This is a genomic window from Chryseobacterium sp. R2A-55 (assembly GCF_021401085.1).
Lineage (GTDB): Bacteria > Bacteroidota > Bacteroidia > Flavobacteriales > Weeksellaceae > Kaistella.
In genome coordinates this window covers 118,335-133,344 of sequence record NZ_JACBFP010000001.1, presented here as the reverse complement: position 1 = coordinate 133,344, position 15,010 = coordinate 118,335, and the positions used below count along the sequence as shown (strand labels likewise).

At 38.9% G+C, this 15,010-nt stretch carries 12 protein-coding genes and 1 tRNA gene; 3 read left to right on the top strand and 10 right to left on the bottom strand.

From position 1 onward, the window contains the following. Nucleotides 1-11: 11 nt before the first annotated feature. The gene (locus L0951_RS00575) at nt 12-524 is read right to left on the bottom strand and encodes a hypothetical protein (RefSeq protein WP_234108621.1); all 513 of its coding nucleotides are present in this window, start codon (nt 522-524) and stop codon (nt 12-14) included. Between the two features lie 94 nt (nt 525-618). Between L0951_RS00575 and L0951_RS00570 the strand changes: the two genes are divergently transcribed. Beyond that, the gene (locus L0951_RS00570) at nt 619-1,746 is read left to right on the top strand and encodes a DegT/DnrJ/EryC1/StrS family aminotransferase (RefSeq protein WP_234108620.1); all 1,128 of its coding nucleotides are present in this window, start codon (nt 619-621) and stop codon (nt 1,744-1,746) included. A gap of 7 nt (nt 1,747-1,753) precedes the next feature. Beyond that, a complete protein-coding gene (locus L0951_RS00565) occupies nt 1,754-2,044 on the top strand; it encodes a hypothetical protein (protein WP_234108618.1) in 291 nt (96 codons plus the stop codon). Here the strand turns inward: L0951_RS00565 and L0951_RS00560 are convergent. The 3 genes from L0951_RS00560 to L0951_RS00550 all read right to left on the bottom strand — a co-directional run bounded on the left by L0951_RS00560 (nt 2,022) and on the right by L0951_RS00550 (nt 5,644). Continuing rightward, a complete protein-coding gene (locus tag L0951_RS00560; protein WP_234108616.1) occupies nt 2,022-4,055 on the bottom strand; it encodes a site-specific recombinase in 2,034 nt (677 codons plus the stop codon). The genes L0951_RS00565 and L0951_RS00560 overlap by 23 nt on opposite strands. 18 nt (nt 4,056-4,073) lie before the next feature. Continuing rightward, entirely contained in the window at nt 4,074-4,718 is a 645-nt protein-coding gene (mtgA, locus tag L0951_RS00555; RefSeq protein WP_234108614.1) for a monofunctional biosynthetic peptidoglycan transglycosylase, read from the bottom strand. Nucleotides 4,719-4,789: 71 nt separating this feature from the next. Next, the gene (locus tag L0951_RS00550; protein WP_234108612.1) at nt 4,790-5,644 is read right to left on the bottom strand and encodes an ABC transporter substrate-binding protein; all 855 of its coding nucleotides are present in this window, start codon (nt 5,642-5,644) and stop codon (nt 4,790-4,792) included. Nucleotides 5,645-5,882: 238 nt separating this feature from the next. Here L0951_RS00550 and L0951_RS00545 point away from each other — a divergent pair. Continuing rightward, nucleotides 5,883-5,956 (top strand) — tRNA-Arg (locus L0951_RS00545). Nucleotides 5,957-6,010: 54 nt separating this feature from the next. Here L0951_RS00545 and L0951_RS00540 read toward each other — a convergent pair. The 6 genes from L0951_RS00540 to L0951_RS00515 all read right to left on the bottom strand — a co-directional run bounded on the left by L0951_RS00540 (nt 6,011) and on the right by L0951_RS00515 (nt 14,752). Further along, a complete protein-coding gene (locus L0951_RS00540; protein WP_234108610.1) occupies nt 6,011-7,942 on the bottom strand; it encodes a M1 family aminopeptidase in 1,932 nt (643 codons plus the stop codon). A 78-nt stretch (nt 7,943-8,020) separates the two neighbouring features. After that, nucleotides 8,021-9,469 carry a D-alanyl-D-alanine carboxypeptidase/D-alanyl-D-alanine-endopeptidase gene (dacB, locus tag L0951_RS00535; RefSeq protein ID WP_234108605.1) on the bottom strand — a complete coding sequence of 483 codons (1,449 nt, stop codon included), beginning with the start codon at nt 9,467-9,469 and terminating at the stop codon, nt 8,021-8,023. Between the two features lie 153 nt (nt 9,470-9,622). Further along, nucleotides 9,623-12,067, bottom strand: coding sequence for a primosomal protein N' (gene priA, locus L0951_RS00530; RefSeq protein WP_234108603.1), 2,445 nt, complete (start codon nt 12,065-12,067; stop codon nt 9,623-9,625). A 22-nt stretch (nt 12,068-12,089) separates the two neighbouring features. Next, on the bottom strand, nt 12,090-13,106 hold the full coding sequence (gene galE / locus L0951_RS00525; protein WP_234108602.1) for a UDP-glucose 4-epimerase GalE: 1,017 nt from the start codon (nt 13,104-13,106) through the stop codon (nt 12,090-12,092). 42 nt (nt 13,107-13,148) lie between these two features. Continuing rightward, nucleotides 13,149-14,231: a DNA replication/repair protein RecF gene (recF, locus tag L0951_RS00520; RefSeq protein ID WP_234108601.1), complete on the bottom strand. Its 1,083-nt coding sequence runs from the start codon at nt 14,229-14,231 to the stop codon at nt 13,149-13,151. Nucleotides 14,232-14,515: 284 nt separating this feature from the next. Further along, on the bottom strand, nt 14,516-14,752 hold the full coding sequence (locus tag L0951_RS00515; protein WP_234108600.1) for a hypothetical protein: 237 nt from the start codon (nt 14,750-14,752) through the stop codon (nt 14,516-14,518). Nucleotides 14,753-15,010 lie beyond the last annotated feature (258 nt).

Here is a 15,010-nt window from a genome sequence, read left to right as displayed (position 1 = left end):
TTTGTTTTCTGTTATTTAATATAGGTTTTGTTTCCGTTTTTATTAATGTAGTATTTTCCGCCTTTGGGTCCCACAAAAACCTGGTGTCCATTGTATGTTCCGCCATTTCCAGGAGTATAGGCTATTTTGGCAGTGGGTGTTTGCATAGGTCGCCTATAAGTTGGTTGATGTGCAGAAACTGTTTGAGTTTGTTCATTTGGATTTGGAGCAGGAGTTGCCACGGCTGGAGCAGTATTGCTTTTGGAATAAGTACGCTTTGGTTTTGTTTTAGATATTGCAGGGGTGGATTCCGTGGCGGAATGGGTCACAACTGATGTAGCGACGACATCAGACTTCTTGGTGTATTTTCTTTTCGGTTTTGTGGTTTGCGTGGATCCTTCAATGGTTTGTCCGAAGAATTCTGAGGTTCCAAATGCGGTGAACATCAACAGCATCAGGATGATTTTAATAGGTTTTATATTTTTAAGAATTTTTTCTTTGATTTTTTCTTGGCTAAATTCATACCATAATGTTTTGATTTTCAAAAATTTAACAAGATTTATTAAGGCTTAAAAAAACATTAAGTCTTTTTAGTTTCTTAAAATCCTTAATTTCACTAAATTTGAACAAATATTTTTTATGAGAAAAATTCAGATGGTTGACCTTCAAAGTCAATACTATAAAATAAAGTCCGAAGTAGATAATGCCATTCTGAATGTGGTGGATTCCGCAGCATTTATCAATGGTCCCGAAGTAAAATCTTTTCAGAATGAACTGGAAAATTATCAGGGAGTAAAGCACGTGATTCCGTGTGCAAACGGAACAGATGCGCTGCAAATCGCTTTGATGGCGCTTGATTTGAAAGAAGGAGACGAAGTGATTACCGCAGATTTCACCTTTGCTGCAACTGTGGAAGTGATTCATTTGCTAAAGCTGAAAGCGGTTTTGGTAGATGTGGATTACGACACTTTCACCATCGATACAGAAAAATTGAAAGCTGCAATTAACGATAAAACGAAAGCGATTATTCCGGTTCATCTTTTCGGCCAATGTGCTAATATGGAGGAAATCCTGAACATTGCAAAAGCACATAATCTGTTTGTGGTTGAAGATAATGCACAGGCGATCGGTGCGGATTTCACGTTTTCAGACGGAACTTCCAAAAAGTCTGGTTCAATGGGAATTATTGGAACCACCTCGTTTTTTCCGTCCAAAAATTTGGGATGTTATGGTGACGGTGGAGCGATCTTTACCGATGATGATGAACTTGCCCACAAAATCCGTGGCATCGTGAACCACGGAATGTATGAAAGATATTACCACGATGAAGTGGGCGTGAATTCCAGATTGGATAGTATTCAGGCGACTGTTCTCAGAAAAAAACTTCCGCTTTTGGATGCTTATAATGATGCCAGAAGGAAAGCTGCCGATTTTTATGACGAAGCTTTCGCCAACCATCCAAATATTTTGCCTCCGAAGCGTGCTGCCCATTCCACCCATGTTTTCCATCAGTACACCTTGAGAATCCTTAATGGAAAAAGGAATGAGCTTCGGGACTTCCTTGCAGAAAAAGAGATTCCCGCGATGATCTATTATCCTGTAGCGCTCAGAAAACAGAAGGCGTATTATCAAGAAAGCAATGATGCAGATTTCGCAAATACAGACAAACTTTTAGAGGAAGTGATTTCACTTCCGATGCATACCGAGCTGGATGAGGAACAGCTGAAATACATCACGGATTCCGTGCTGGAATTCATGAACCGATAAAAGAGCCATGAAAAAAAAGCGGGAATTCCAGTCTTCAGAACTCGTGAAATCTTTTGCGAAAATTTACGGTTTTGAGGACAAACTGCTTGCTTTTGAAATCAAGGATTTTCTCCACCAATATTTGAATGACGCTCTTTTTGCTGAAATTGATTCGGTTAATTTGAAGTCTAAAGTTCTGGAAATAAGAATTAAGTCACCACTGCTTAAAAATGATTTCAGGTTGCGGAAATCTTTTTTTTTAAAGAAGTTTCAGGAAAAATTTGGAGCCGAAAATATTAGCGATCTTCTCGTTTTGTAGCCACCGTATTGCTGATCATTTCATCTGCACTTTCATCCAATTCTGAACGGATAGGAAGGAAAAACCGGAATGGGTTTTTTATGAAATACCGAAAAATCTCTTTGTAAATCGCTGTCAATTCGCCAAAATTCAGGCTTCTGGAACGGAATGCCAAGATCATGGACAGTCCGAAGCTTACCGCAAAATTGAAGAAACCAATGATAAAAACGGTAATGAGGCAGATCCAAAAAGTTCCCCAGGAAACTGAAAAACCCGCGCCATAAAGTCCAAGTGCAAAATTTCCGGATGCAAAAGTGATGTGCCGAATGTCCAGATCCAGACCAAAGAAGAGCCCGATCGGACCGGTAACTCCCAAGAATACTCCAAACCAGAAATTCGACATGATTCCTGCCCAATTTTTGGCGAAATATTCTGAAATCCCTTTCGCGGCTTTTGTACCTAAAAAATAATTGAGAAAAACGTTTTTTTCAATGCGTTTTGGCAACTTGTAGAACACCAAACTGTTTCCGACATTTCCCGCAATTAGGCCTGAAAGAAACAGATAAAAGCCGGTGAGACTTGCATGAAGGATTGCCTTGGAGTGAACTGGATCCAGCTCGTTAAGTAATTTCGCTGATTTTTCCACGGCAAAGTTTTCCTTAAATAATACATCGAGTCCATAGATTATGGCAAGCGCAACCGGAAAAGCAAGCAAAACATTGCCCATAAATGCGATGAACTGTGATCTGAAAACCCGGGAAACCAAATGTGCGAAATCCACATAATTCTTGCGGGTGTTTTTGTCTTCGGATAATACTTTGGCCATCGTAGCGGCGGTCATTGCCGGTTGTTTGGTCGCCAAAGTGTAACTCATCAGATAAATCATGATGAATCCCATGGCATAATTCGTGGCATAAAGAAACGCATGGGAGAAATCGCTTCCCGGAAAATAGCTGTACAGCATTTTAAGTACACAGAGCGCACCCACAATGATTCCACCGCCACTTGCACGCAGAAACATCTTCAGATAATCTCTGGAATTGGAGGTGATATAATGTGTACCGGTTTCTGCCGTGTGATTCGTGATCAGGTGTGAAAGCAGGGTAGTGCTTTCTACAAATAGTTCCCGAAGATTATTTTTTTTCGATTTGTAATGCAGGATATTGAAAAAAAGTTGTTTAGAGTTCTTTAATAGGTCGCTTTCTTCATCGATGACCATCACCGAAAGGATGTCGCTCATTCGGTTCAATTGTTGGCGAATCTTCAAAAGTGCTTGGTTAATCTTTCCGGAAATCCCATATGTACTGGAATTCTTAAAAGCTACTGAAACAAATTCAGAACATTGCTCCAAATAAATTTTTATTTGCTTGTAGATTTCGTCTTTCGAAGATAACAGAAAATCCGGATTTTCCTTGAATTTTTCGTTTAAGAGCTCAATTTCAGACTGCATTGCCACAAACGGATTGTCCAAATTCCGATATTGAGGCGCCATGTTTACCACTTCAACATCCATCGCGTTTCCGATGATTCTCCAGGCCAGAATATTGAGCGAGAAAAGCAGCTCGCTCATCACCTGTCGGTCTGAAATAAATTGGTCAATTTTTAAAAGCCTGAACGCTTCATCCAACTGATCGGAGGACAAACTGCTGAAAAAAAGGAGGTCTTTTTTGGGCTGCACAGATACGGAATCCACCAAATACCAAACGGTATTTTCATTTTCGATACTTGGAAGAACTTTGTCAAGGATCCGTTTTTTCAATTCCGGATAGAACGCGTTTTCTGAGAGAATATTGGCTTCTGTTAAAGAGAGATTAAAAGGTTTTTGCCGGAATATTTTTAGGATATAGTTTGAAAAGTTGTCGGTAATGTCTTGATTTTCCTTTAAATAATCTAGAACATGATCGAAATTTTCTGTTCGGATTGAGCGCAGAAACTCAATCAGCGGCTCAAGTGATTGGGTCTCATTGCTGAAACTGAAATACTTCGCCAGAATATTGCTGAAACGCTCTGTATTGCTGAATTTAAACGCCATAAACACAACAAAGATAGCTTATTTTAAAATTACATTGTTCATCTGGCGCATTATCCAGTTGTGCTTTTTGTTCAGGTACGGCGATGGATGATGGGGGTCATATTTTTGCGGATTTGGTAAAATGGCGGCAATCCATGCGGCTTCACTTTTGGTGAGATCCTTTGATTTTTTCTTAAAATAGTACTGTGATGCTGCTTCCACCCCGAAAACGCCTTGTCCCATTTCTATGGAATTCAGATATCTTTCCAATATCACATCTTTTCCCCAAACCAATTCAATGATGAAGGTGTAAACGGCTTCCAATCCTTTTCTGATCCAGCTTCTTCCTTGCCAGAGAAAAATATTCTTTGCCGTTTGCTGGGAAATTGTGCTTCCACCTCTGAGCTTTTTACCGGCATTGTTTTTTTCATAAGCTTTTTGGATCGCCTCCACATCAAATCCATTATGATCAAAAAACTTTTGGTCTTCTGAAGCGATCACCGCTTTTTTCACCTGTTCTCCCATTGCAGCATAAGAGATGTAATCTCTGTTCAGTTTACCATATTGCAAAACGCCTCCTATTTGGGTCAACGTGATCGGCGGGTTAAAGAATTTTCCCCAAATAATGAAAAGAACATTGGCCAGTATTAAGACATAGATTAGTTTTTTGATTTTCTTCCACATGATTTGATAGTTTATTACAGGTGATTTTTGATCGCTGCAAAAATAGGTTTTTGTTTTTCTTCTGTGCAGAATTATTTCAATTCCTTCATGTAATGCAATTCATAATCCGGCAAAAGTTCCGGATGAAAAATTTTGATGTAATCCTTTAAGATGAGGTCTGCGTGAACAATTCCGCTCTCAAAATAATCGTTTGATTTTCCTTTTTCCTTTCCGGTAAGGGTGTATATTCTGCCGTTATTAAAGACATTCATTTTGGCATAGTTTGGATTAATCCGCAGAAGTTCTTTTTTGCTTTGATGATTTCCTGCATTGACCCAGAATTGCGCTTTTTCTGCCTTGACAAAAACTTCTTCGAAACTCATAGGCGTTGCGATTGACTGTTGATTTTCAGCATTTATGTAATTCGCATTGGCATCAGCAACCAGCATCGCGAAATTAGTTTTTCCACCTGGTAAAAACCACTGATTTCCATAAATTTCATTGGTTAAGATAAAGGGTCTGTTCTTAGATTTTTGCGCCAAAGATTTCAGGGAATTATAATTTTTCTGAATTTCTTCAAACTTCGAAACCGCACTTTTTTCGCGATCGAAGAGCTTCCCAAAAACCAACAGATATTTCGATTTAGCCAGCGGATCCTGTTCTAAATATTCATCCAGGAAAATCAATTCAATTCCATTTTTTTTCAGCAGTTCATAAGTGTTGTCAAAGCTTGCTATATAATTGGTAAAAATGGCATCCGGTTGCAGGGCGATGATTTTTTCCACGTCATACTTTTGCTCGTTTCCTATGTTTTGGATTTTTCCCGCATCAAGTAATTGATGGATTTTTTGTGAAAACACGTATTCCGGACTGGAAATCCCGATAATTTTGTCCTGCAATCCCAATTCATTGAAATATCCCACCAAACTTGCATTTAGCAGTATCACTTTTTTTAGTGGTAATTGGGATTTTGAAATGTGATATTCAAATTTTCCGGATTTTAAGTTAAAAAAGTTTTGATTATCCTTAAACTGAACATTTTCAGATATTTTAACCCAATCTTCGGGGATCACTTTATTTGTTTTTTTGCAGGAAATAGTCAGGAAAGCAATTATGAGGGTCAAAAAAAATGGTTTCATTTCTCAAAGAACGTAAAAAAGTGTTATATTTGCAAACCAAAAAACGGGGCTCGTGGCGCAACTGAATAGCGCATCTGATTACGGCTCAGAAGGTTACAGGTTTGAATCCTGTCGAGCTCACAAAAAAACTTTGCAATTGCTGCAAAGTTTTTTTTTATGAATTTCAGAATGGTTTTACTCCTTAATAAATTTGAACTGGTGTTCGCCAATTTTCAGGAGATAAGTTCCTTTAACTAATTTGTTGACATTTACTTTTTGCCCAGACTTATAAACTCCCTCCTTGAGCAGTTTTCCATCCATGCTGAAAATCTGATAAGGCGGGTTTTCAGAAATACCTGAAACCGAAAGTTCATCTTTCACAGGATTGGGATAAAGCGCAATTTTTGCATCGGCATGATCTGAAACGCCCAAAAGAGTAGTGTCTTTGGCCACTGTGGAATTTCTTTGAATGATTTGATATTCATAATTGAACTGCACCGAAGCCACCGTGAAATTCAGTTGATTGGCAAAAAGTTGGTTATTCGTAGTGTTATTTAAGACTAAATATGCAGTCTCACCGCCGGTTCCGTTAACCTTTATTGGTAAAGGCATTTCAAAGAAACTTACTGATGAATGGCTTTGCGTCTGTGAAACCTTGAAAATCAAGTTTTTATCCGCCATTTGGTTCCATTTGATTTGATAGGTCGGATAGCCTTGTCCATAGATCCAGTCGTTGAAAAATTCGGTAAAATCTTTTCCTGTAGATTGCAGCAAAGAGTTTTTCAAATCTGCGGTTACCGCATAATTATAGGCAAGATTCGGACGGGAATGATAATCCTGTATCGCTTGGTAGAATGCCGTATCGCCTAAAATCCATTTCAACATACGCAAAACGTAGCCGCCTTTTGAATAACTGAGTCTGCCGTTAAAAATTGTTCCAATACTGTTGAGGTTCGCATCTGAGACATAAACGCTTCCGTTGGTTGCACTGGTAATATAGCTCATTTCTGAACTTAGAAAGCTCATAAACTGAGTATTGCTCATCAGCAATTTTTCGTTGGCCAGATGTTGACCAAAGGTAGCGAAACCCTCATTGAGCCATATATCGTTCCACGCTCCACAAGTCACCTTATCTCCAAACCATTGGTGGGCAAGTTCGTGGGCAATGATCGACCGACTCCAGTCTCCCATCGAAGACATGGTGGCATGTTCCATTCCTCCTCCCCAGCCAAATTCCATGTGGCCGTATTTTTCGTTTCGGTATGGATAGGGACCAAAATACTGCTCAAACATGGTCATGATATTTTTGGTGTAGTTGATGTTGGATACCGTTGTGGAATTCAATGCTGTAGAAGGATACAGGTAATTCACGAAAGGAAAAGGTGGATTTCCCATCGTATCGTTTAATTTGGTGTAATTGGTGATTCCCAAACCGATCAGATAGGCAGGAATTGGATAGTTGGTTTGCCAGAAAGTGAGTTTATAGTTTCCTGGAATAGCGATTTCTGACAATAGTTTTCCGTTTGCAGCCACGTTATATTGCGATGGAGTAATGATCTTAAAATCCACTTTATCAATTTTGTCGTTCATGCTTTGTTTGGTCGGGAACCATTCCTGTGCACCATAAGGTTCAGAAAGGGTGTACATTACAGGAGTTCCACCTTGTGTGGATATCGTAAAAGCGTCACCTGCACTTCCTGTGGTATCTGGTACTCCGGAATATTTGATGGACAGGGAATCCAAAGTCGCGGCCGGAATATTTGCCGGGAAGTCAATTTTAATTTCTTTGGTAGCTAACTGAGTGAAAGTCAGATTGCTTCCGTGGTATTTTACTTCAGACACGGTCAAAATGTTGGACAGATCAAAATAAATGCTGGAAATATTCTGGTTGGGAACAAAATGAGTCGTCACCGTTCCACTCACAAATCGCACTGCAGGATCCAAATTGAGATCAAGCCGCTGATATTTAATATCGTAATTCAGGGTATTTGGGTTCACATTGAAGGTGACCATTTTATTGTAATGATCCAGTTCACTTTTGATCTTGCTTTTCATGTCGGCTTCCAGATTTTGGGTAAAGTAATTTGCGAAAACCAACATTAAAAATACAGAATATAGCTTTTTCATTGAAAATAATTTTGGGCTAAAGATAAAAAAAACCTCCCAATTAAAATTGAAAGGTTCGGTATAAATTTGTAATTTAGTTTAAAGATTCATAGCGGGATCCAGTAATTGTTCCATTTTTACCTTCACTTGGTCCACAGATCCTGCATAATTGTTAATGAGCAGAGAAAATACCAGTGTTTTTCCGCTGTTCGTTTTCATATATCCTGCGAGCGTTTTCACTTTGTTGAGTGTGCCGGTCTTCGCAAAAATCTGTCCGTTTCCGGTACCTGCAAATGATTTTTTGAGTGTTCCCGTTTGTCCCGCAATGGGCAGTGATTCCAAATAAGTATTGAAATATTTCTCATTCATAAGGTTTGTCAGGAATTTCACCTGAGACATCGGAGTAACGGTATTGCTTCTGGATAAACCACTTCCGTCAAAATAATTCAAACCTTCCGTATCAAACGAAACCTCCTTTAAATGTTCCATCACCACGTTTCTTCCAGATTCCAGGGATTGGTCACCACCTTTTTGGAATCCCACCATTCTGAGCATGGCTTCCGCCAAAGCATTGTCACTGTGTTGGTTGGTGTAATAAATGATTTCTGCCAAAGTCGGCGATTGATAAGCTGCAATCATTTCTCTCTTTTCAGGATTTTGATCCACAGTTTTGGTCACCACTTTTCCGGTAACCGGAATTCCACTTTTTGTCAGATTTGTTCTGAAGGAATTGGCAAGGTAGGCCGGAACATCCGGTAATTTAGTAGTTAAACCGATTCCGTCAAATTGATCGGCATACACCATTTGCTTAATGTATGGAGAAATATAATAATAGTTTTTGTTCTCTGCAAAAGGGTTGGACTGTTTTGCGATGAGTCTTTCGTTCGCGGGATTGATTTCATATGTTCCGCCCACTGGAAGATAATAACTGCCATTTTCCAGCCAAACTATATTTTCTGGCAAAGTCTGCATTTTATTGGATTTAAAAACAGCAGTTTGTAAAATGATATCGCCGTTGACTCTTTTGATTCCTTTGTCCACCATAGCGGATTTAAATTCAGAAACAATATCGCTGTATGAAGAAGCACCGGCTTTTCGGGTTCCCAAAGACGGATCGCCACTTCCCACAATATAGAGATTTCCGTGAAGAACTCCGTTTTCGTCAATGTTTCCCGAATATTCGAGTTGGGTGGTCCACCGGAATTTTTCGCCGAGCAAATGAATTGCGGTTTCGGTGGTGAGAAGTTTTGTGGTAGAAGCCGGAATCAGAGGCGTATTTTCGTTATAAGAACTGACCACTTTTTTGGTTTTCGGATCAAAAATCACAAACCCCCAATTGGCATTCCTCAAAACCGGATCACTCATCATGGAATTAATGTTGATATCCACCAGTTCTTTGGCGGTCATCAATTTTTCGGATGAAGCGGTATTGGAAGCTGAATTGTCTAAAGATTGAGGATAGTTATTGGAAGTGAAAGTTCCCTGTGCGAAAGCGTAAGAAGAAAATGCGATGGCGGCGGAAACTAGAATATTTGTTAGTCTAATCATTTAATTTTATTTATTTGATTAACTGGATTTGCTAGGGGTTAAATTAAAGAAAGTCAATGGCAATGACTTCTTTCGAACGCTCAAAAGTATAAAATATTGTTGGAAGTCAAGGGTTTAAGGATTATAAATCCAGGTAAATTTAGTTAAAGTTTGTTAAAAATCAACAAACACATGCCTTTTTATCGATCGGTACGCTGGAAGTTCGTCGAATTCTTCAAAACTTTTTAAAACCAAATTTTTGTAATCGCTGTACTTTTTTCCTTTCGGAAGTTTCAGTAAAATTTGATACTGATAAAGAAGATTTATTTTTGAAATGGGTGATTTTTCGGGTCCCAAAATACACTCTTCGGGAAGGTATTTCCTTAAAATAGACCCCATAAACTGCGATGAACGGTTCGCCTTTTCTTCGCGGCGGTGTTTTAACTCGATGAGAATCAGTTTCACAAACGGTGGATATAGAAACTTTTTTCGTTCTTCCAGAAAATGATTATAGATTTTGGCAGAATCATTTTCCTTAATCATCTGAAATACAGAATGATGGGGATTGTAGGTCTGAATCATTACCTTGCCTTTTCCGGAAATTCTCCCAGCTCTTCCCGAGATCTGGGTAATGAGTTGATACGCCTTTTCTTCGGCGCGAAAATCCTGAACATAAAGCAATGAATCCGCTTTCGGAATGGCAACCAACTCAATATTATCAAAATCCAAACCTTTGGAAATCATTTGGGTCCCAACGATGATGTCGGTTTCACCAATTTCGATTTTTTCATATAATTTCTCGTAGGCAAATTTCTTCCGCATGGAATCCACGTCCATTCGGTCAATTTCAGCATCGGGAAAAATCTTTGAAATTTCCTCGAAAATTTGCTCCACACCGACTCCGCGAACATTTAGCTTTTCCGAATGGCATTTGGGGCAGAATTTTGGTTTATTCGCTTTCTGTCCGCAGTAATGGCATTTCATCTCATCAGAAAATTTATGGTAGGTCATCACCACATCGCAGTTGGAGCAATAATGCACGAAACCACAACTTTCACATTCCACCACATTCGCATATCCGCGCCGGTTGTGCAGAATCATGATTTGTTTTTTCGCGTCCAGTTCTTTTTGGATTTCTTCAGTAACTTCCGTCGTGAAATTTCCAACTATTCGTTTTAATTCCTGAGCTTCTTTAAAATCAATCAATTGATATTCAGGAAGTTTCACGCTGCCGAATCTTTCACCAAGGTAAACATATTTCAGTTTGTCTTTTTGCGCCAGATAATAGGTTTCTACCGAAGGCGTTGCAGAGCCGAGAATCGCCGGTGCACCATAAGTTTTTGCCAAAACCAAAGCAGAATCTTTTGCATTAAAGTAAGGGGAAACTTCTCTTGGCCGGTACATGGAATCGTGCTCTTCATCCACAATGACCAAACCTAAATCTTGGAATGGAAGGAACAATGCGTTTCTGGTCCCGATTAAGATTTTCAGTTCATTGTTTTTAACTTTCCGCCAAACTTCAACTCTTTCAAAATCAGTAAGTTTCTGATGATAGAAGCCGAGCTGTTTTCCGTATTTTTTTTCGAGGCGCTGAACAATTTGTTTGGTCAGGGAAATTTCCGGCAACAGAAAAAGTGTGATTTTTCCCTGGGAAGCGGCTTCCTGAATTTTCTCCAGATAAATATGTGTTTTTCCGGAAGAAGTCACACCGTGAAGCAGAACATTCTTACCTTCCTTAAAGGCTTCATCGATTTCCAATTTCGCCTGCAGTTGGTAATCTGTGAGTTTCTCTATTTCCTCCATTTCGCCGGAATATGCTTCCAATCTGTCTTTTTGCAAAAAATATTCTTGAACTAAGCCTTTCTCCAAAAGTGATTTCAGCTGTGGATGAGCAAAATTTCCTTCATCAAAAACTTCAGATTTACGGATGGGTTTTTCAGGATGTTCGGTCTGTTTTTCCAGAATGGACAGAAAGAGCTCCTGCTGTTTCGGTGAACGTTTCAGATCCAAAAGGATTTCGGGGAGGTTCCGCTTTAAGATGCTGTCTTCTATTCTCAGATAGGCGACCTCTTTTGCTTTATATTTTTCAGCTATTTTTTCGTCGATTTCAATATATTGCAAATCAATCAGCGAATTGATGGTTTTCACCATATTCTTTTTCGGAATAAACGCTTCAATCTCCGTCAGATTAATCAATTGCCGAACTTCCAGTGCCTGGATCAAATACATTTCATTCACATCCAGAAGCTCGAAATCAACTGTTACATTGGGTTTCAATTTAAGGTAGGTCTCGCTTTCCAACTTCAGGGAAGACGGAAAAGCAAATCGGTAAATTTCGCCCAGATTGCAGAAATAATATTCGGAAAGCCAGTTCCAGAAGCGAATTTGCTCATTTGGTAGAATGGGGAACTCGTCCAAAATACTGATGATTTCTTTTGGAACAAAAAGTTCGGGCTCCGTGTGGTGGATTTCCACCACAATTCCGGTGTAGATTTTTTTCCCCCGAAAGGGTACCAAAACCCTCATCCCCACTTCAATTTCATTGAAGAAAACATCGGGAACTTTGTAAGTAAAAGTTCCTTTCAGGTTGAGTGGAAGAATGATTTGGGCAAATGTCAATTTTTAAACTTCGAATTTGTGGTTATTTTCTTGTTTCCAGATATTTCTGCCATTTCCAGGTGGATTTCAAGGCTTCTTGCAAAGTGGTTTCCGCTTTCCAGCCGAGTTCTTTTTCCGCTTTTTCCGGATTTGCGTAAGCAATCGTAATATCTCCAGCTCTTCGATCGCAGATTTGATAAGGAACTTTTATTTGGTTTGCACTTTCAAAAGCGTGAACCACTTCCAAAACTGAAGAACCTTTCCCGGTTCCCAGATTGTACATGTCGATTTTCGTTTCTTCTTTGGTGTTCATGAGTTTCTGCAATGCTTTCACGTGTGCTTTCGCCAGATCCACCACATAAATATAATCCCGAACTGCGGTTCCATCTTCCGTGGGATAGTCATTTCCCCAAATATTCAGTTTTTCGCGGATTCCTGCCGCAGTTTGCGTCACAAAAGGAACCAGATTATTGGGAATTCCGATAGGCAATTCACCCAAAAGTGCAGTGGGATGCGCCCCGATCGGATTGAAATATCTCAAAAGTGAAACTCTTTTTGCGTGTGCGATCGCGAAATCCTTCAAGATTTCTTCACCCATTTGTTTGGTCTTGCCATAAGAAGATTCGGGCAATTTTAGTGGCGTATTCTCGTCAATCGGCTGTTGGTCTGCTTGTCCATAAACTGTGCAGGATGAACTGAAGATAAAGTTTGAAATATTTCTTTCCTTAAATTCCTGGAGCAGATTGACCAATGTGAAAAGATTGTTCTCATAGTAGTCCAGTGGTTTTTCCTGACTTTCGCCAACCGCTTTGAATGCGGCAAAGTTGATGCAGCCCTCGATGTAGTGTGCATCTAAAAGTTGTTTAATGAGTTCCCTTCTTTTCAGGTCGAATGGATAAAAAGTGGGCTTTTTTCCGGATACTTTTTCAATATTTTCCAGAATAAACCTTTCCGAGTTGGATAAGTCATCCACAATCACCACCTCAAAATCATTTTGCAGCAGCTCCACCACGGTATGGGAACCGATATAACCTAATCCTCCTGTTACTAGTATGGCCATAATTCTGTTTTGTTAGTCTGTGCAGACTGGTTTTTCTAATTATTATTTTATTTCAAAGATTTTCGATTCCTCATTGATTTTTTTTACCAAGTTTGCTGTCCTTTCTTTGTGGGTATCGGTGATGAAAATCTGTCCGAAATTTTCTCTGTTGACCAGCTCAATCAGTTGTGAAACTCTGGAATCATCAAGTTTATCAAAAATATCATCGAGTAATAAAATGGGTGTTTTACCCGTAATTACCTTGATTCTGTTCATTTGCGAAAGTTTTAGGGCCACCAAGAATGATTTTTGCTGTCCCTGACTTCCGATTTTTTTCAGCAGATTACCGTTCATTTCAAAAAGCAGATCATCTTTGTGAATTCCTTTCGAAGTGTAGGTCAAAATCCGGTCTTTCTCCAAATTTTCATGGAGGAGATTTAAAAACGGACTGTCCTGTAAGTCAGACTGATAAATCACTGAAATCTTTTCCTTTCCATTGGAGATGATTTCGTAATAATTCTGAATAAGAGGTAAAATGGAGGAAATGAATTCCTTTCTTTTTTCAAAAATTTTCGTTCCGAACTTGATCAGTGGCTCATTGTAAATCTCTAGATTTTCATGATCAAAATATCTGCTTTTTGCGAAGGATTTTAGCAGCGCATTTCTTTGCTGAACAGTTTTTTGATATTGGATGAGATTGAAAAGATATTCCCGGTCTGTTTGAGAAATCATGGAATCCAAAAACTTTCTGCGGCTTTCTCCGGAATCGGAAATCAGGTTGGAATCATACGGCGAAATAGTCACGCTTGGCAAAAAACCGATGTGATCAGCAATTCTGTCGTAGGTTTTGTCGTTTTTCCGGATGATTTTTTTGGCTTCTTTCGGTTGTTGGATTTTGATAATATTTTCTTTCTCCCCATCAAAAATTTCACCTTCGATGGTGAAGAAACTTTCACCCATCATGATATTATTCAGATCCGTGTTTCCCAAAAAAGATTTGCCGACTGAAAGATAATGAAGCGCATCCAGAATATTGGTTTTTCCCACACCGTTATTTCCCACAAAACAGTTGATTTCAGGGGAAAATTCGAATGTTTTTTCCGAGTGGTTTTTGAAGTTGGTGAGGGATAGCTTTTGGATGGTCATTTAACTGAAATTTTTTACCAAGTTCAACAATTCATCCGAATCTCGCCGGGTATCCCAAATAAAAAGAATATCCACATTTTCTGAAGGGACATTATCTAAAATGCAGTAAGCTCTTGCTGGTTTCCCACGAAATTTTTTACCTGAAATTTGGATTCCGGAATATAGGAATTCTACCAAGATTTTAAATAATTCGTTTAATCTTGACGAATAATTTCTGGATTTTGTTCTGTCCATCCAAAAGTGCAAAATCGCTTGACGATTTTTTTTCGCATTCTGCGACCAAATCAGTTTTTTAGCCATTCATGAAAGTGTTTTTCTGCTTCATCTCCTCTCTGAAACTCACCTTTTTTGATTTGTTCCCCGGTCAATGGTTTTTCGGATTCGTAAAAAAAATGGGGTCCGGAAGCAGCAGTATCTTCTTTGGAAATCATTATTTCCCAAATTCTGAAAATCAGCTTACGGTCAGAACTTTCGTTGATCAATTTGATCAGGTTCTGCTTCAAAAATTCAAAGTTTTCCATCCCCAAAATTTTGGGTAAATATAGCGATTTCAATTTGTATTTTGAGTGAAATACAGTTGGTTCAGGTTAAACGCATATAAATGGCAAAAATCCTTTAAACCACAAAAGTCACAAAAGAATTCGGCATGAAACGATGCTCCATGATATTCGCATTATGTTTTTTGGAGAACACAAAAAAAAACAGAAGATTTTTTTAAGTTTTTCTGCCTTTACGATCTTGTGAATAGTATTTTTGTGTCAAAAGCGGGTACATTTTAT